17 protein-coding genes are annotated in these 17,339 nt (G+C 57.6%); 9 read left to right on the top strand and 8 right to left on the bottom strand.

Annotation, left to right across the window (positions count from 1 at the left end):
* The first annotated feature begins 87 nt into the window (after positions 1 to 87).
* Complete coding sequence (gene umuD / locus ELQ88_RS01795; RefSeq protein WP_138963286.1) at positions 88 to 513, top strand: translesion error-prone DNA polymerase V autoproteolytic subunit; 426 nt, start codon at positions 88 to 90, stop codon at positions 511 to 513.
* Positions 506 to 1,783 (top strand): translesion error-prone DNA polymerase V subunit UmuC, encoded by a 1,278-nt coding sequence (gene umuC, locus ELQ88_RS01790; RefSeq protein ID WP_138963284.1) that lies wholly within the window; start codon positions 506 to 508, stop codon positions 1,781 to 1,783. The genes umuD and umuC overlap by 8 nt, the downstream gene beginning before the upstream one ends.
* Positions 1,784 to 2,164: 381 nt before the next feature.
* Here umuC and ELQ88_RS01785 read toward each other — a convergent pair whose 3' ends face one another.
* Together ELQ88_RS01785 and ELQ88_RS01780 are read right to left on the bottom strand one after the other, a co-directional pair.
* Positions 2,165 to 2,485, bottom strand: coding sequence for a DNA-binding transcriptional regulator (locus ELQ88_RS01785; protein WP_138963281.1), 321 nt, complete (start codon positions 2,483 to 2,485; stop codon positions 2,165 to 2,167).
* Entirely contained in the window at positions 2,463 to 2,831 is a 369-nt protein-coding gene (locus tag ELQ88_RS01780; RefSeq protein ID WP_138963279.1) for a type II toxin-antitoxin system RelE/ParE family toxin, read from the bottom strand. Before ELQ88_RS01780 ends, ELQ88_RS01785 begins: the two co-directional genes overlap by 23 nt.
* Positions 2,832 to 3,299: 468 nt before the next feature.
* Here ELQ88_RS01780 and ELQ88_RS01775 point away from each other — a divergent pair, with 468 nt between their 5' ends.
* The 3 genes from ELQ88_RS01775 to ELQ88_RS01765 all read left to right on the top strand — a co-directional run bounded on the left by ELQ88_RS01775 (position 3,300) and on the right by ELQ88_RS01765 (position 4,285).
* On the top strand, positions 3,300 to 3,482 hold the full coding sequence (locus tag ELQ88_RS01775; RefSeq protein WP_138963277.1) for a hypothetical protein: 183 nt from the start codon (positions 3,300 to 3,302) through the stop codon (positions 3,480 to 3,482).
* Positions 3,483 to 3,548: 66 nt separating this feature from the next.
* Positions 3,549 to 3,800, top strand: coding sequence for a hypothetical protein (locus ELQ88_RS01770; RefSeq protein ID WP_138963275.1), 252 nt, complete (start codon positions 3,549 to 3,551; stop codon positions 3,798 to 3,800).
* A 158-nt stretch (positions 3,801 to 3,958) separates the two neighbouring features.
* Entirely contained in the window at positions 3,959 to 4,285 is a 327-nt protein-coding gene (locus ELQ88_RS01765) for a hypothetical protein (protein ID WP_138963273.1), read from the top strand.
* Positions 4,286 to 4,819: 534 nt separating this feature from the next.
* On the opposite strand, the gene ELQ88_RS01760 is transcribed toward ELQ88_RS01765, so the two are convergent.
* Both ELQ88_RS01760 and ELQ88_RS01755 read right to left on the bottom strand, forming a co-directional pair.
* The gene (locus tag ELQ88_RS01760; protein WP_138963271.1) at positions 4,820 to 5,182 is read right to left on the bottom strand and encodes a cupin domain-containing protein; all 363 of its coding nucleotides are present in this window, start codon (positions 5,180 to 5,182) and stop codon (positions 4,820 to 4,822) included.
* Between the two features lie 13 nt (positions 5,183 to 5,195).
* A complete protein-coding gene (locus ELQ88_RS01755) occupies positions 5,196 to 6,593 on the bottom strand; it encodes an FAD-dependent oxidoreductase (protein ID WP_138963366.1) in 1,398 nt (465 codons plus the stop codon).
* Positions 6,594 to 6,808: 215 nt separating this feature from the next.
* Between ELQ88_RS01755 and ELQ88_RS01750 the strand changes: the two genes are divergently transcribed.
* From ELQ88_RS01750 to ELQ88_RS01740, 3 genes are all read left to right on the top strand, one after another.
* Positions 6,809 to 7,552, top strand: a complete 744-nt coding sequence (locus ELQ88_RS01750; protein ID WP_228761533.1) for a nuclear transport factor 2 family protein — start codon at positions 6,809 to 6,811, stop codon at positions 7,550 to 7,552.
* A gap of 115 nt (positions 7,553 to 7,667) precedes the next feature.
* Entirely contained in the window at positions 7,668 to 9,143 is a 1,476-nt protein-coding gene (locus ELQ88_RS01745; protein WP_138963266.1) for an aldehyde dehydrogenase family protein, read from the top strand.
* Between the two features lie 140 nt (positions 9,144 to 9,283).
* Entirely contained in the window at positions 9,284 to 9,949 is a 666-nt protein-coding gene (locus ELQ88_RS01740) for a TetR/AcrR family transcriptional regulator (RefSeq protein ID WP_138963264.1), read from the top strand.
* Positions 9,950 to 9,981: 32 nt separating this feature from the next.
* Here ELQ88_RS01740 and ELQ88_RS01735 read toward each other — a convergent pair whose 3' ends face one another.
* The 3 genes from ELQ88_RS01735 to ELQ88_RS01725 form a co-directional block, all read right to left on the bottom strand.
* Positions 9,982 to 11,424, bottom strand: a complete 1,443-nt coding sequence (locus tag ELQ88_RS01735; RefSeq protein ID WP_138963262.1) for an APC family permease — start codon at positions 11,422 to 11,424, stop codon at positions 9,982 to 9,984.
* 231 nt (positions 11,425 to 11,655) lie between these two features.
* Positions 11,656 to 13,293, bottom strand: a complete 1,638-nt coding sequence (locus ELQ88_RS01730) for a hydantoinase B/oxoprolinase family protein (RefSeq protein WP_138963260.1) — start codon at positions 13,291 to 13,293, stop codon at positions 11,656 to 11,658.
* Entirely contained in the window at positions 13,290 to 15,278 is a 1,989-nt protein-coding gene (locus tag ELQ88_RS01725; RefSeq protein WP_228761515.1) for a hydantoinase/oxoprolinase family protein, read from the bottom strand. Before ELQ88_RS01725 ends, ELQ88_RS01730 begins: the two co-directional genes overlap by 4 nt.
* Positions 15,279 to 15,664: 386 nt before the next feature.
* Here ELQ88_RS01725 and ELQ88_RS01720 point away from each other — a divergent pair, with 386 nt between their 5' ends.
* The gene (locus tag ELQ88_RS01720; RefSeq protein ID WP_138963364.1) at positions 15,665 to 16,354 is read left to right on the top strand and encodes an IS6 family transposase; all 690 of its coding nucleotides are present in this window, start codon (positions 15,665 to 15,667) and stop codon (positions 16,352 to 16,354) included.
* A 565-nt stretch (positions 16,355 to 16,919) separates the two neighbouring features.
* Here the strand turns inward: ELQ88_RS01720 and ELQ88_RS01715 are convergent.
* On the bottom strand, positions 16,920 to 17,309 hold the full coding sequence (locus ELQ88_RS01715) for a tautomerase family protein (protein ID WP_138963256.1): 390 nt from the start codon (positions 17,307 to 17,309) through the stop codon (positions 16,920 to 16,922).
* Positions 17,310 to 17,339 lie beyond the last annotated feature (30 nt).

Below are 17,339 nucleotides of genomic sequence, written 5' to 3'. Positions count from 1 at the left end.
TGTCGGCCATCGCGCCCTGAAAATTTGACCCAAACGCCTCTTCCACGTTAACTGTACATAAATACAGTACTCATAGAAGGCGTTGTCATGAGCTTTACCGTCCTGGGCCCCCTCAGCGAAGGAGGCATTAAGCTTCCACGCTGCTCCTTTCGCGTTCCGGCAGGCTTTCCTTCGCCGGCGGCTGACCATATTGAACAGCACATCTCCTTGGACGAGATCCTCAACATCCGCGCCCCGCATGTGTATCTCATCTCCATCTCCGGCGACAGCATGCAGGGGGCCGGTATCTTCGACGGTGATCTGGCGATCGTCGATCGGGCCTTGGAGGCGGGGCATAACGCTATCGTGGTGGCACTGTTGAACAATGACCCGGTGTGCAAACGATTATGCAAGCGCGGGAGTCAGATGATCCTGCTCTCGGAGAATCCAAAATACCCTCCGCGTTACGTGCTGGAGGGTGATGAGCTGGCGATCTGGGGGGTGATTACCCACAGCGTGCGCAGCCATGTCTAAACGGTCCGAGCCGGTGTTTGCGTTGATCGATTGCAACAGCTTCTACGCCAGCTGCGAACGGGTGTTTCGGCCCGATTTGGCGCGGGTGCCGATCGTTGTGTTGAGTAACAACGATGGCTGTGTGATTGCCCGCAGCTATGACGCCAAGCCCTTCGTAAAAATGGGCGCGCCGTATTTCCAGATCAAACACACGCTCAAGCAACACGGCATCGTGGCGTTTTCCTCCAATTACGCACTGTATGGTGACATGAGCGAGCGGGTGATGACGCTGATCGAAGCGATGGTGCCTGCAGTCGAGGTCTACGCCGACGAAGCGTTTGCCGACCTCACCGGCATCGCGGATAGGGAGGGGGTCGGACGGCGGATTCGCAGTCGGATCCTGCGCTGTACGGGGATTCCGGTGGGTGTGGGCATCGCCCGGACAAAGACCCTGGCCAAGTTGGCCAATCACACCGCCAAGCGCCTGCAGGTGGAAACCGGCGGGGTGGTCGACATCTGTGAGCCGTTCCAGCGTGACTGGGTGCTGCGCAACACCGAGGTATCTGAGGTGTGGGGGGTGGGTCGGCGCATGACCCTGCAACTGAACGCTCTGGGCATTAAAACGGCGATGGCGTTGGCCCAGGCTGACCCGGGGATGCTGCGCCGGAAATTCAGTGTGGTGATCGAGAAGACCGCCCGGGAGTTGGCTGGGACAGCCTGTCTGGAGCTGGATGAGCCCGATCCACCGAAGCAGGAAATCTGCTGCAGCCGAATGTTTGGCAAGCGCCTCACGGAATTAGCGCCGATCAAGGAGGCTGTGGCCACTTACATGATGCGCGCCTCGGAGAAACTTCGAGCCCAGGGTTCGGTGTGCAAGAAGCTTCGGGTGAGTATCCGTACGGGCATGTTCAACCCGGAAGAGGCCAAGTTTGCCAATGGCGTCGTGGTGGACCTGCGGTATCCCACTGATGATGTGAGGCTGCTGACCAAGGCTGCGGTGCAGGCGCTGGAGCGTGTGTATCGGCCAGGATTTAACTACAGCAAGGCCGAGGTGCTGCTGCTGAATCTTTGCCAGCGGGGTGAATACACCGATGATCTGTTCGCGGTGGCTCAGCCCAGCGAGGCGACCCAGGTCATGGCGGTGCTGGACCAGATCAATCGTCGGTGGGGCAGGGGGACGCTACGAGCGGCCAGTGTACCGACCAACCCGGCGTGGGGGATGCGCCGAGAGCTGATGAGTCAGAGTTTCACGACCAGGCTCGACCAGCTTTGGACGGTGCACTGCCGCTAAAGCGTTGTGATCTTCTAAAAACGCGCGGAATGAGGGCCGCCGCCGAGCGCTATCCAGCACCGCTTGGCGTACCGGTGGTGGCCAGGCAAACGCCAAGTAGTCCTTCGCTATCGCGTGGGTTCAGCGCAAGCAGTGTTTCCACCCCCAGTCAAAGCCTTCGGCGCGCGCTGCAGGCTTATGCGACGCGCCATCAAATGTTGCGCGCTGGGTGGCGGTGGCTCGATATCGGCAGCCGTCCATGCCCGTTCCAGGCCTCGGCTCGCACTACAGGTCTTTATGATTTATGCGACAAGTCGCCGCCACTCGATGGATCAGTGTCTTGGGTGTCGCATATCTTTGTCGCATCTGATGTTTTAGTCGCGACGTGATAGGCAACAGGAGTCAGGCCAAGATTTCAATACCGTGCTTTTCTACGATAGAAAGCAGCTTGAGAGCCATACCACTAGGACGTTTTTCGCCAATTTCCCACTGTTTCACGGTCGAAGCACTCGTGTTCAGATACCTGGCAAAAACCGGTTGACTGACATGGCTACGCTGACGAATCTCCCGAATCTGAGCAGGCAAAATCTCAACCGGCACCTCGGCAATGCAGGATTCATCGAATCCGCGCATGGTGGCTTTGTTGATTGCGCCGATGTTCAGCAGTGCCGCTGCTGAATTGTGGATCGACTCGAAGGCCTCACTTTTGAATTTTTTGCTCATGACAGATCTCCACAAATTCTTTTCCATCCAGCAGTAACTGAACGTGCTCCTGGCTCAAGCCCTCATAGGCCTTAGCCAGTTCTTTAAACGCATCCAGCTCCTTTGGGGTGATGTTGGCCTGGTCTTGCTTAGCAAACAGGAACTGATACACCCAGTAGCGACGCCCTTTGGCCAGAATGATGGAGCGATGCCGATTCTCGTTGAGGCGTTTTTTCCAGACCCCGCCACCCAGATCGTCTGCTTGCCCTTTTTTCACCTCCTGCAGCGCCTTGCACAACTCGGCATCAGTGATTCGTGCCTTCTTCGCACCTGTGGCGAAGCCCTTCGTTTTGAAAACCCTATGCATAGTCCCTTCCTCTGGTAAAAATATATCACCTAGTGGTATATTTGTCCCGTGCAATGGACTGACGGTTAGTCACCATTCATCCCACCATTGCTGGAACTGGCTCCACATCCAGCCACCCAGAGCCCTTAGGGTGTTGCCGCTGATGCTGAATTGACCGACCGAAATTTCACTGACCCAAGCTTTTGCTTCGTAAAGCATTATTGGTGCTGACCATGAGCTGATTGCTGCTGGGTCAGCGTTACGCCGACGCAGGGTCAATACCGCATCAGCGACAACAGACGGTGCTCAGCTGTATCGTGACGACGCGTACCAGTGGCGCCGGGTGCGGTTGACCGCGCTGGGTGTGGTACTGGACGACGAATATTCGCCATAAGGAATCCCCTCAGTTCTGTATCGACCCACGACCGCCCAGGAGCGCCCGCCATGCCGCTGATCGACACTGACCCCCTGTTACCGGAGCTGGCTCGCATGCACGCGGCGCGAGCGGTATGGCGGGCGATCCACGCCGAGTGGCAGGCGCTATGCGAGGCCGAGTATGAGGCGCGCACCGTGGAACACGGCCATCGCCTGCAAGGCGCCGAGGATGGCTACCGTCTGGCCTGCGAAGGCATGGCCGAAGCGGTGGAAGCGCTGATGCGCGACGCGACCTAATAGAGAATCCCCCCATTCAGTGCCGCCCCTGCCTACACTGGACCCCCATCACAAGGAGCAAGGGACATGAGTCAGCAATACAATCCAGAAGGCTGGTACTACGTGATTGAGCCAGAAGGCAACAGGACTGGGGAGCTTCGGGCCGGCGTCTACTTCGAGGGCGAAAATGAGATAGGGCGCATGGAAGGTGGAATCTTCACCTATGACATGCAGCCGCATGGCGGTAAAGGTCACATTGAAGGCTTGACGCTAGTGCGGACCGATCCGCAACCGGAAACCCGTTTTACCCTGATGCCCCAAGAGAACCAGTCAAGGTGACGCGTTACGCATAACGCGGGCTATGTTAATTAGCCCCACACCTTGCCCGGGTGTAGGTTTTTTTCGGGGGGCTGGAAACCTCTCCCCTTGGGAAGGTTTACCAGTTTGGGAGTCTGGTTGACGTACCGCCCGCCACTGACTCGAATGGAACGCGCCTCATGTCATACGCCTATGAAGGGTTGGCCCGGGTCGGCGTGTTGGCCCTGTACCTGGGCCAGTCCCCCAACGAACTGACCACGCTGGAACTGAAGGTGCGGGTGCTTGATGCTGGCCCGCGGCGCTTTCGCCTTGAATTCGACCGCTACCTGCAAGGCCCCCAGGAAGCCAACGCGCTGCGCGTGGTTCTGCCAGGCGGACTGTTGCTGCAAGGCACGATAGTCGACGGCCGCAACGAACCGGCCGGTGGTTGGTTGCTGATCGATGGGGAGCCGCACGAATCAGCGCTCGAACCGCCGGCGAACCCCAACGGCTGGAAGTGGGCGTGAGCATGGACGATGCATTGGCCGCACTGGTTCTGCCGAAGGAGGTGCATACGTGTTGCCGCTGATGCTGATTGACCCTACCGAAACTTCACTGATCCAAGCATCTACTTCGTAAAGCATTATCAGTGCTGACTTTGAGCTGGCTGCTGGGTCAGCGTTACGCCGGAATCAGGGTCAATTCCGAACCAGCAACAACCGTCCAGGGCGAAGCGAAGCAGCGCGGCGGATGGTCATTCGGGCTCTCTGTCAAGATTGACGGGAATCGTCTGAGAGTCAGGCCGTGGCCTCCTGATACGAGTATCAGCAGGCCCCGACGCCCATGAACACGAGCCGCGCCGACGACGCCACAACAGGCAGAATCTCGTCCTTGTGGAAATATGGTTATCTTGCCCTTCGCTTCTAAGCTGCTCAAGGCTGTGTGGTTTCGATGAGGATTTCTGCAACACGCTCCGGGCTGTCGATCATGATTGAATGACAACTTGACTCTACGGCAATGACCCGCAAAATTTTACTATGTATCGCGCGGGGTCAAGGGACTCAGCCCAAGATGAAAAATACTTTTCGTACCTGCGTAAGATTCTCCCAGGTGCCTTGAAATCCCGCAGCGATGACGAAGGAATCACCAGGGCCAAACGTACGAGACGTTCGATCATTATCGGTCAGGCGCACTGTGCCTTCCAGAATATGGCAGAGCTCATCGAAGTCGCATTCACAGCGTTCCAGGTGAGGGCCTGCCTGCCAGATACCAGCGATAGCCTTTTTTCCAGGTTCGTTGAAATGCCTCCAGGTAACGCTACGGTAAGGCGCATCGACCAACACTGGATCATTGATCTCGCGCTCCAGTGGAGCGCGTCCATGATCCTTGAAGTCGATTACGTGTTTGGGCAGTACCGTTGTCATAGTGTCCTCCAGTTCAAGAGTCGAAACCGATGCCCAGGGCATCGAAGGTTTTGAGCAGCAGGTCGCGATGGCCGTCGCGGTCTTCGCGCGCCAATGAACGCTGTGCCATCTTTACGCCAACGTAGCGCAAAGGTTCGGGCGGAAAACGAAACGGCGCTTTGGAGGTCATCATGAGTTCCGTCCGTGCGGTCGACTCTCCGGCCAGTAAATCCAGCATATTCTGCGCTGCGAAGCGGCTCGCCGAGACGCCTTGGCCCGTGAAACCCATGGCATAGGCAACGCGGCCATCATGTTCGCAGCCGGTGAACATCGTTGTGCGTGCCGAGGTGTCAATGATCCCGCCCCAGGCATGGTTGAAGGAAACGCTGCGCAGTGCCGGGAAGGTTTCGCGGAACTGCTTTGCCAGTCGATTGAAGCTCTCAGGCCGCTGTGTCAGCGCTTCATCGCGGCGGCCACCAAAGTAATAAATGGCATCGTAGCCGCCCCAGAGAATCCGGTTGTCGGCCGTCTTGCGCAGGTAGTGAAATTGGTTCCCAGCGTCGGCAATGCCATAACGACCGTTCCAGCCGATCGCTTGCAGTTGCGCTTCGCTCAACGGCTCACTGACCAGTGTGTAGTCGTAGACCGGGATCACGCTGGAGGCCAGGTGCCCCAGCAGAGGGGGTGCGATATTGGTGGCCAGGGCAATCTTACCAGCGCGCACGTCCCCGTCTGCTGTGCGTAACAGTAGGCCGTCTCGTTCAGGGCGTAATTCTCGCACAGGGCTTTGCTCGAATACTTGAACCCCTTGCTCAAGGCAAACGCGGCGAAGTTCTGCCGCCATTTTGGCGGGGTTAAGCAGGGCGTAGTTCGGTTCGAACAGGCCCGCATGATAGACGGGAGAATTGAGACGCTGGGTCAGCGCGTCACCCTCAAGCCATTCGCATTCGATACCGAAGCGGGCGTAGTTGCGCTGCATCGAGCGCAACCCGTCGATCTGCCACGGATGGCTGGCCAGGTTCAGTTTGCCTTCGCGTTCAAACTCAACGTGCATGCCGAAACGCTGAAGATCGTTGGCCAATTCGTCGAGGTTTTGCCGGCCCAGCCGGATCAGACGTTCGGCCTCCATTGGCCATCGCTTCAAAGCGTTGGAGACGCCATGGGATATGCTGGGCGCGCAGAACCCGCCATTGCGCCCGCTGGCTTCGCCGCCGCAGCGTCCGGCTTCGATGACTGCGATGCTGCGGGACGGCCAGCGTTGGCGAGCCAGCAGGGCTGTCCAGAGACCGGTGAAACCGCCGCCGACCACGGCCAGGTCGCAGTGCAGATTACCGGCCACGGACGGGCAGGGCGGGGGTTGTGAAATGCTGTCAATCCAGTAAGGTTTTGGCTGGACGTTAGCCAGCGAAGCGTGTAGCTGAGGGACGTTCATAAGAAGCTCCGGCGATGCGTCGGACGATGATGGCTGCAGGTTACCCCCTGCAGTCAGCCGGAAAATGCCCGACGGTTGCTTGCGGGCACGCGCGGAAAAATCAAAGTGATGGCGAGACAATGAACAAGAGTGAAGAATCTCAGGCAACACGTGTTTCTCTGGGCAATGAGACGTTCCAGGTAGACCCTGCCAGTGCGCAAACCCATGCACTGATCATGCGTTACCACCAGGCCTGGCGCCGTCGCGACATCGATACGCTGTTGACGCTTCTTGATCCGCAGGTTGAGTACAACGATTTTTTCCAGGGCCGACGCATTGCCCAGCACGAGCTGCGCGACTATCTGTTGTCCAGCATGCCGGCGGCGGGGGATGAAACGCAGCATTACATCGACCGTTTGCGCGTGGACGGTGACACCGCCTTCTTGCAGTACCAGGTGACCTTGCGCGGAACCCAGGGGCTGGTCTCGTTCCAAGCGTGCGAAGCCTTGACGGTTCATGCAGGGCGGATAGTGCGGGTCAATGAACACTCAATGTTAGTGGGACAGAAGGGCACTACAACTTCGAAGTCAGCCACGCGAGTCGCCTCTAGTCGCCTTGGTTTGTCAGCGCGTCAGCTGAGTTTGCTGGCCAGCGATCTGCTGCAGTATTTTAAGGATCACAAGCCGTACCTGAACCCGGAACTGGACATGGCGCAAGTGGCAGCGGCCACTGGTTATACGCGCAATCAGATCTCTTTCTTCCTCAATCAGGTATTGGGTTGCAGCTTCTACCAACACATCAATCAGCTGCGCTTGCGCCACTTGCTGGGGCAGCTGGAGAGCGTCATTAGTACGACACGCATAGACGAGCTGGCGCGTGCGGCAGGGTTTCGCTCCCTGTCGACGTTCTATCGTTGTTTCCGTGAAGAAACGGGGCTCTCTCCGAAGGCCTATCTGGAGCGTTCGGCCCATGCTATTTAAATGCGTGCGGGCCCGCGTGCAGGACAAGGCAGGCTCGCCGCTCCCACTCTGACTTTATGCTTTGCTCACTGGCAATTCCGCTCGCCGATCGTGGAGAGCTCATCAGGAGAGCAGCATGCGTGATCAACTTTATATCAATGGCTCGTGGCAGCCCGCCGGCAATAGCCGCACCTTCGACGTGTATGACCCCAGCAACGAATTGGTGATCCAACAGGTGGCGGCAGCGAGTCCGGAAGATATCGACAAGGCGGTGCAAGCCGCCCGCGAAGCTTTCGATGAAGGTGTCTGGCCAACCTTGAACGGAGAAGCGCGAGCAGGATATCTGCGGGCGATTGCCGAGGGCATCCGTGAACGACGCGAAGATCTGGCGCACCTTGAGGTTCGAGACAACGGTAAACCATTGCCCGAAGCCCAATGGGACATCGACGATGCGATTGGCTGCTTTGAGTATTACGCAGAGCTCGCGGAACAGATCAATGACGCAGGGGAGGTGGTGGCGCTGCCCGATGAGCGCTTCAGATGCCGTGTGTTGCGCGAGCCCGTCGGCGTGGCGGGGCAAATCATTCCCTGGAACTACCCTTTGCTGATGGCAGCGTGGAAAATCGCGCCGGCCCTTGCTGCGGGTTGCACCATGGTGCTCAAGCCCTCGGAACTGACGCCGCTGACTGCACTGGAGTTGGCCGCTATTGCCGATGATGTCGAGTTGCCACCTGGCGTTTTGAATGTCGTAACGGGGCATGGCCGAGACGCTGGCGCATCGCTTTCGACCCACCCCGGCGTCGACAAACTGGCATTTACCGGCAGCGTGCCAACCGGTAGAGCGATCATGCAGGCGGCTGCCCAGGACATCAAAAATGTCAGCCTGGAACTGGGTGGTAAATCGGCGTTTATCGTGTTCGACGACAGTGACGTCGAGGCTGCTGTCGAGTGGATTCTGTTTGGTATCTTCTGGAATCAGGGGCAAGTGTGCTCCGCCACATCCCGCTTGCTGGTGCAAGACCGGCTGCATGACCGGCTGGTGGAGCGACTGGTCGAAGAGACTCGCAAAATCCGTATCGGCAATGGTCTGGAATCCGGCACATTGCTGGGTCCTTTGGTCAGCCAGGAGCAGTACGAAAAAGTGCTACAGGCGATCGAACGTGGCCGCAGCGAAGGCGCGCGATTGGTCAGCGGTGGTCGCCGTCCGGCGCATCTACAGCATGGCTGGTTTGTGGAACCCACCGTGTTTATTGACACGCCGCTGGACAGCGCATTGTGGTGCGAAGAGATATTCGGTCCGGTTTTGGCGGTGCGCCGTTTCAGCGACGAAACAGAGGCCGTTCGCCTTGCAAATGCCAGCAATTTTGGTTTGGCGGCGGCGGTGATGTCTGTCGACCGTCAGCGCTGTGACCGTGTCAGCCGGGCATTGCGTGCCGGGATTGTTTGGGTCAACTGTTCACAACCCACCTTCGTCCAGGCGCCCTGGGGCGGTTACAAGCAAAGCGGAATCGGGCGAGAGCTGGGTGTGTGGGGTCTGAGTAATTATCAAGAAACCAAACAGATCACCGAATACTGCAGTGATCAGCCTTGGGGCTGGTACTTGAAACCCTGACCTAAGCCCAACGCGTGCTGGCAATCCTGTGAGGTTTGTCAGCGCGCTTGCATTGGCATTTCCCCCATATTTACAAGCATTGCACCCCCACTGACGGTAAGCTTGCGGCTCAATTAATCGAAACAGATGGAATCAGGATCATGAAGTCTGTGGCTACTCCAGACGTTGCTCCACTTGCGCAAAGTGAAACGCAAAGCCTCAAGCCCAAAGCCCGCAAGATGACCCAGAAGACGGTCAAAACCAAAGAGCAAATAATTGAAGGTGCCCTGGCCTGCCTGATCGCTGATGGCGTGGCAGGCGCGACCACGCGCAAGATTGCTGCTCAGGCCGGGGTGCCTCTGGCGGCGCTGCATTATCATTTTTCGAGCAAGGAAAGCCTGCTGTTCGCCGTACTCGAAGGCCTGGCCATAAAGCTCAAGGACGCAATCATCGCTGAAGCTGCGCCGTCCAAGAGCCTGGCCCAGTGCATCGAACGGGTCTTGCTGGCGGACTGGAGCATTGCCGAGAAAAATCGTGAAATCCAGACGGTGCAATACGAGTTGACGCTGTTCGCCCTGCGGACCAAAGAGGCGGACTGGCTCGCCAAAGGACAATACGAAGATTACCTCAATGCCCATGAACAGGTATTCAGCCAGTACATTGACACGACTGATGCTGCCGCGGTCGAGCGTATCCGCGAGCTGTCGCAACTGGCGTTGACCGGTATCGACGGGATCATTTTGCTTGAGCTGGCGGCGCCCGACGTCAAGCGCTCGCAGTCGGCGGTGCGCAATCTGATCAGTTCCCTTCAGAAAACCTACGGCTGATCCGGCAGGGCGTGACGCCCTGCCGGCAGAGGTCAGCGTGTGGTATTAGCCAAGCCTTGGCCCATGACTCGGTACTGCTCGGGATGGGTCGATTTGAGCCGCATGGCGCAGGCCATGCCCGCCACGCAAGTCAGCAGGACAAGGTAGGGGAACGAGCGCACAACCCAGGAGTCCGAACCGCTCATCAACGAAAGGTTATTGATGACCAGTATCAGTGACACCGCCAGCAGCACCGCACTGACAGCGGGTGCTAACAAACGTTGCCAGAGTGTTGTGCCGCGAGCGTCCTTCCAGAAAAAGCCGATAACCGCGAGACTGGCAAACACCTGCACCGCAATCATTCCGATGGTGGAAAGCGCGGCCATCCACGAGTAGATCACCAGGTACGGGTCCTGGTCGAAGACAGCGAAAGCTCCCATTGCCAGCAATGCCGTCAGCGTCTGTACGCGCCCGGCGATGTGTGGGGATTGATGAACGCCATGGGTGCGCGCCAGGCCCTTCCACAGCAACTGCTCGCGGCCCATGGCGAACAGATAGCGGGTGATGGAGTTATGGAAAGCCAGAATGGCGGCGAACATGCTGGTCAGCACCAGGACGTTCATCAGGCTGGCTGCACCATGCCCCAGCAGCTCCCCACAGATTTTCAGCCAGAGGTTGCCTGGGTCCTTGGTTGCCATTTCCATCGCGCCGTCGGCGCCATAGGCCTGAATGATCGCCCAGGCCGAGAAACCGTAGAACAGCATGATGCTGAGGACCGCCAGATAAGTGGCGCGGGGGATGGTGCGCACTGGGTCGCGCGCTTCCTCGGAGAAGATCGCAGTGGCTTCAAAGCCCAAGAACGCGCAGATCGCGAAGATCATTCCGATTCCCAGGCCCGGCGCCAGAATCTGCGATGGGGTAAATGGCGCAGCGGTGAAGCCGTTGCCATTTCCGTTGGAGAGGACAATGGCGACATCGATAGCGATGACGATGGCCGTTTCGGTGATCATCAGCACGGCCAGCAGCTTGCCGCTGAAGTCGATATCGCGCGATCCGCAGAAGTGCACCAGCCAGATGGTCGCCAGCACCAGCGCGATCCACGGCACATCGAGGCCCCAATGGCTTTTCAGTGCTTCGCTGAGGAAGTAGCCGAAGCCGCCGTAGAGGGCAAATTGCACCGCGTTGTAGGCCAGCAGCGCCATGAACGCGCATCCCGCCCCCAGTTGCGGGTTGAGCCCTCGGGTCACGAACGTATAGAAGGCGCCGGCATTACCGATGTGTCGATTCATCGCGCAATAGCCGACCGCAAACAGCAGGTAGATCAGCCCAGCGATGAGAAAGAGGCTGGGAATACCGACCCCTCCACCCATGGAAATCGCCAAGGGGACACTGCCGACAACGACCGTCAACGGTGCGGCCGCTGCGACCACAAAGAACACTATGCCTGCTACGCCGATGGCGTTTTTACGTAAACCTGTTTGGTGTGTACCGGACATCTTTTTCGCTCCCGATAATTTTTTTTCTTAGGACAAAAAGTGGTTTGGCATCAAAAACTGCTCGCCATTTGAAGTGGCCTTTCTTTTGTTGTTATTTGTCGGTCGATCGACCTAAATTATTCTCGAAAATAGAAATCGTCAATCCATAATCGTGTGCATCAGGTATGCGAAGCGACAGACGTAAGAGAGGCTTGGCCGTCTGCCGCGATTCGTCTTTAAATCGGGTGACGGTTACGCCTGCTTGCGGCTGGTTTTTCCTTCGGCAATGTCGCGCTCAATGGCCTTCGGATTGCGAGCAAATGGCGCGCCCCAGCCGCCACCGCCGGCTGTTACCGTGATAAGCCGGTCACCGGCGTGCACCAGCATTCGCTGCTTGGTAATGCAAATGTGTTCACCGTCTGCACGAATTAGCGTCAGCGACGCCGGGCGTCCTGCCTCACCTCCTTCGGCGCCCCACGGCGCAAACTCGGCGCGAGTCTGTTCGCTGTAGAACACCACATCACAGGTATCTAGAAACTCGTACTCGCGACATATCCCCAACCCGCCGCGGAATTGGCCATTGCCGGCCGAGTCGGGTGCAAGCTCGGTGCGCAGGATTCTGATCGGATATTGGCGCTCGCAAATCTCCATCGGCAGCATGGCGACGTTTCCAAGGTAGGGGTCAACGGCGCTCAGTCCATCACCTCGGGCGTTACCCCCCATACCACCGCCGAGGTCGTCGGCCATCACCACCATTTTGCCGTTGCGTGGGTGGCGGCACCCTGCTGCCAGGCTTGAAAAACCAACGAACGAACCACCCACTTGCAGGTCCCGGACGATGCCGCTCAGCGCGCGCACCAGCGTATCGGTAATGCGTTGAGCCGCCAGGTGACGCAGGCTGACAGCCGCGGGGAAGGCGGGGTTCACGGCAGAGCCGGGCGGCAGGATGATGTTCAGTGGCCGCAGGCATCCGCCGTTCTGGTCGCCTTCAGGGTCGAACGCCGATTTCACTGCGTAGATCACCGCTGCGATGGTCGCCGTGCGTGAGCAATTCATGCCGCCGGCCATCTGGGCGGAGGTGCCAGTGAAGTCAATGGTGATGTTGTCGCCCTGCAACTGCAGGCTGACTTCAATTCGAACCGGCTCCTCGTTGATGCCGTCGTTGTCGAGGTAACCCACGGCGTAGCTGCAGCCCTCTGGTGTAGCGCGCAGCAGTGAACGCATCCGACGCTCGCTTTGGTCGAGGCGTTCGACCATGACTGCTTCGAGTAGATCGGCGGAGTATTTGCTCAACAGGTCCTGCATGCGTCGAATGCCCAGCTTGATCGCGGCCATCTGCGCGCGCAGATCACCCAGGCTGGAGTCGGGGTCTCGGGTATTGTTGGCGAAGTAACTGAACAAGGCCTGATTCTCGCTGCTCTCAACCGCCAGTCTCACCCATGGAAAGCGCAGCCCTTCTTCAAACACCGAGCGGTTGGCGAAGCCCTCGGTTCCGGGATTGGTGCCGCCAATGTCGGTGTGGTGGGCCAGGTTGCCGACCCAGGCAACGATACGACCTTCGGCGAACACGGGAGCGAACAGATGAATATCAGGAGTGTGGGTACAGCCTCGATATGGATCATTGCCGATAAAAATGTCGCCTGGCTTGATACTGTCGATGGGGTTTTCCTGTAGCAGGAACGGCAGCGCAACACTCATCGATCCCAGCAGGGCCGGGATCTGTGCGTCTTCCGCCACCGACTCCCCGCTGGTGGTGAACAGCGCGCAAGCGTAATCGAGCATTTCACGAATGATTGGCGAGTGCGCGCTGCGGCGCAGTGAGTCACCCATTTCGCCGGCCACGGCCTTCAAGGCACTGCCAACGACGGCTACGGTAATGGCATCGGTCATTGTTCAGTCTCCGAAATGATGAGGCAGCCGCTGGTGGCGACGTGAGCGCTGTGGCCCGGATTGATCACGGTGGTGGTATCGAACTGTTCGACGATCGCAGGACCATGCAGTTGGTCACCCTGCTTGAGGTCTGAGCGCCAATGCACCGGAGTATCGATATACCCTGCGGTCTCGGCGAACCAGACCGGGCGCGTAGAGAGCGGCTTGGATACCTGCAGGGTGCGAAGAGCATCCTCGACACGCAAGAATCTCCCCCAACCTGTCAGCCGCGCCGCAACAATTTCGACCTCGGTGCCCGGTGCGCTGTGGCCGTAGGTGCGTTCATGCAGCGAGTGGAAAATCTCAATCGCGGATGAGGTCGCATGACCTGAATCGACGGGTACTGTGACCGCGTATTCCTGGCCCGCGTAACGGATATCCAGAGCATGTTCGAAGGTGCATTGTTCGGCGGGCATGCCGTCTTCCAGCAGGCGCTTGAGCATGTCCATCTGCAGCGACTGCTGAACACTTGTCAGCGCCTCTGCGTCCAGTTCACCGGCTTCGCGCAGCAAGGGTAGGGTGATATCGTGACGAAGGTTTGCTGCTAGCAATCCTCCGGCGCTGAGCAGTCCTGGGAACTGCGGGATTACCACGGTCGGAATGTTCAATGCACCAGCGAGGCCTACAACGCTGAAGCCTCCTGCACCACCGGCGGCCACGAGTGCAAACTCGCGCAAATCATCTCCGTTACGCGCAGCCGAGCGCTGAATCGCGCTGGCCATATTGGCTTCCATCAGCGAAATGATTCCCAGGGCAGTTTCCTCGACGCCCAGCCCAAGCTGCTCGGCCAGGCCTGCAATTGCAGTGCGAGCGGCGTCGATATCCAGCGCCATCGTCCCACCCAATAGACCCGCCGGGTTCAAGCGCCCCAGCAGGGCCTGGGCGTCGGTAACCGTTGGTTCTGTTCCACCCTTACGAAAGCATGCAGGCCCTGGCACCGCACCGGCGCTTTTTGGCCCGACCTGTAAGGCGCCACCTTGATCGATCCAGGCAATGCTGCCGCCACCGGCGCCGATGGTTTCGATTTCAAGATTGGGCACGGTGATCGGAATGCCATTGGGCAGTCGCATGGTCTGGTGAATTCGCGGCTTGCCTTCAACCACGATGCCGATATCAGCGCTCGTGCCGCCCACATCCAAGGTCACCAAAGAAGCGATTCGCTCAGCCGAGCAGAGTTTTTCGCCACCGATTACCCCACCGGCCGGGCCTGAGAGTACAAGGTGATGGGCTTTTTCACCGACCGAGCGAGCCGCCGTCGCGACCCCGCCATTGCTTTGCATGATGTAGAGCGGACACTCGAATCCATTTTTCTTCAGGGCCGCTTCCAGGCGCCGAATATACGGATCAAGGGTAGGAGCCAATGCAGCATTGACCGCGGTGGTCGCGAACCGTGGGTATTCGCGCACTTCTCTGGAAATCCGGGCGGAGCAGGCCACGTAAATGTGCGGGGCCAGGCGAGCAATCACCTCAGCAATGGCTTCCTCGTGCGCGGGGTTCTCGAAGGAGAAGAGTCCGGTGACCGCGATGGATTCGACCCCTTTTTCCAGCAAGCTACGAACAGCCTGTTCCACCTGCTCAAGGTCTAGCGGTTCGATTTCGCTGCCATCGGCGGCGAGGCGTCCTTCGACCTCAATGCGCAGGTCACGGGTTATCAAGGCCGTCCTGGTAGGGTGCAATAGGTTGTAAAGCTGTTCGCGCTGCTGAGTGCCGATCTCGACGATGTCTCGGCAGCCGCGAGTAGCGATCAGACCAGTAGGGGCGTAATTGCCTTCGATTACTACGTTGGTGGCTACGGTTGTGCCATGCACGATGGCATCCAGTTGATTGGGTGAAAGGCCGGCTTTGGCCATAAGGCTCAACACGCCTTGTACGATGGCTTGATCCGGAGAGTCGGGTCTGGAAGGCACCTTCTCAACCATAACTATCCCGCTGGTGTCATCGATCAACAGGCAGTCCGTGAAGGTGCCACCGGTGTCTACTCCGATTCTTCGCATCTCTTTCTCCGCAGTATTTTAATATTTATTCGGTCGTACGACCAAATTTTTACTCCTGCCAATGAAATCTTGCAAATCATTTTTGATGATCGTGAGCTTCGAGAATAAAAAAGGTGGGCGTGAGAGAAGCGGACGAAGCTCCGAAGGCCGAACACCTGTTTAGCGCCACTCAAACAGAAAATCACTTCGCCAACGGTTGCGGACAGTGCAATGGGGGGTTAATAGCCTCTTAATCCAAATACGAATACTGCGAACACTCAGAAGCTCAAATTTGAGGGTTCTGTCGCACTAAGCCCGTGTGAGGTAACCTGTTGTTTTCCATGAAGCCACTGCCTCAGATGTCGCTGATCCGAAAAACCTTCAAACGCCTCCATTATCCCGTTGCTGTTATCGCCCAGTGTGTTCGCTGGTATCTGGCTTACGCCCTGAGCCTGCGTAACATTGAAGAGATGATGGCGGAGCGCGGCATTGTCGTTGATCATTCCACGCTGCATCGCTGGGTTATTAGGCTGGCTCCCGTGCTGAATACGGTCTTGCGTCGATACCAGCGTCCCGTGGGACGCCGCTGGCGAATGGATGAGACCTACATCAAAATCCGCGGCCACTGGAAGTACCTGTACCGCGCCGTGGACACTGATGGCCAGACCATCGATTTTCTGTTGACCGCTAACCGGGATGCCAACGCAGCATTGCGTTTTTTCCGCAAAGCCATCCGCCAGTGTGGCAAGCCTGAGGTCGTGACCATCGACAAAAGTGGTGCCAATACCGCTGCCCTGGCGGTGCTCAATGCCGACCAAGCTGAAGGGATCACCGTTCGGCAAAACAAATACCTGAACAACTTAGTTGAGCAGGATCACCGCAACATCAAAAGACGAATACGACCGATGTTGGGATTCAAGTCATTTCGTCGAGCACAAACGTTACTGGCAGGCATTGAATTGATACAGATGATCCGCAAAGGGCAGCTTCAACATCCGCAAGGTGAAGGGCTGTCACCTGCCGAACAGTTTTATCTTCTGGCCGCCTAAACAACAGACTGCCGATTTTTGGCTGCCTATCGTTGTTAATGCGACAGAACCCAGGTTTTTCTCCATTTAGGAGTCGATTCAGAATTCGGAATTTAAAGCACGGTAAGAAGGACTCGACCCTGCTGCAGCGGGGCTTTGCGCTTTATGCTTGTCATTGGAAGTGGCGTTATGGTCGTTCTCGAAACTCGACGGTCTCGGCGGCTCAATATGGGAGCTGTTTTCGAGGATGGGAAAGGCAAGACCAGTACTGACTCGGCAATTTTTCTCACAGAGGCTTCTCGGAAATGATCGTTTGTGAGGGAGCGTTCATAGGCAACGGTCTAACGTGTTTTAAATTCCGAATTCTGAGGCGACCCCTACTACCGAAATTTCACTGACCCAAGCTTCTGCTTCGTAAAGCATCATCGGTGCCGACTATGAGCGGATTGCTGCTGGGTCAGCGTTACGCCGGCAGCAGGGTCAACTCCGCATCAGCGCCAACAGACCGGGCTTAGCAATCCTCTATTTCTCTGACCAAATCAGAAAATTAGTCGGTGCCAAGCCCAATCCAGGGAGAGGGTGAATGTTAGAGTTCGCCTGTCAAAAACTGTGCCCGTCCATTGCCAAAGCTCCAGTCGGCATCGTCGTTGATCACAATGGAAACCATCACGTCGTTTGGTTGAATATTGCAATGGGTCTGTAGCTCGTGCGTGAGTAGCTCGTAGAATTTGATCTTCGATGATTCACTACGCGGTCTGCTGGTGACGCTGATAATGATCACGTCTTTCGTTCTTGGGATATCTAAACCGGTATCTTCGACGATCATGCGGCTGGGCCGGTGTTCGTTGACGATCTGATAACGATCACGTTCGGGCACTTCAAAAGCCGCGACCATCGCACGATGCGCAGCATCCAGTAATGCTTTGAGCTGCGCGTCATCACGACCTTCTACAACATCAAATTTCATCAGAGGCATGTGAGTAATCTCGAGTCTGGAGGGAATGTC

The sequence above is a fragment of the Pseudomonas sp. MPC6 genome (assembly GCF_006094435.1).
Lineage (GTDB): Bacteria > Pseudomonadota > Gammaproteobacteria > Pseudomonadales > Pseudomonadaceae > Aquipseudomonas.
This window is presented reverse-complemented; position numbering and strand designations above follow the sequence as displayed.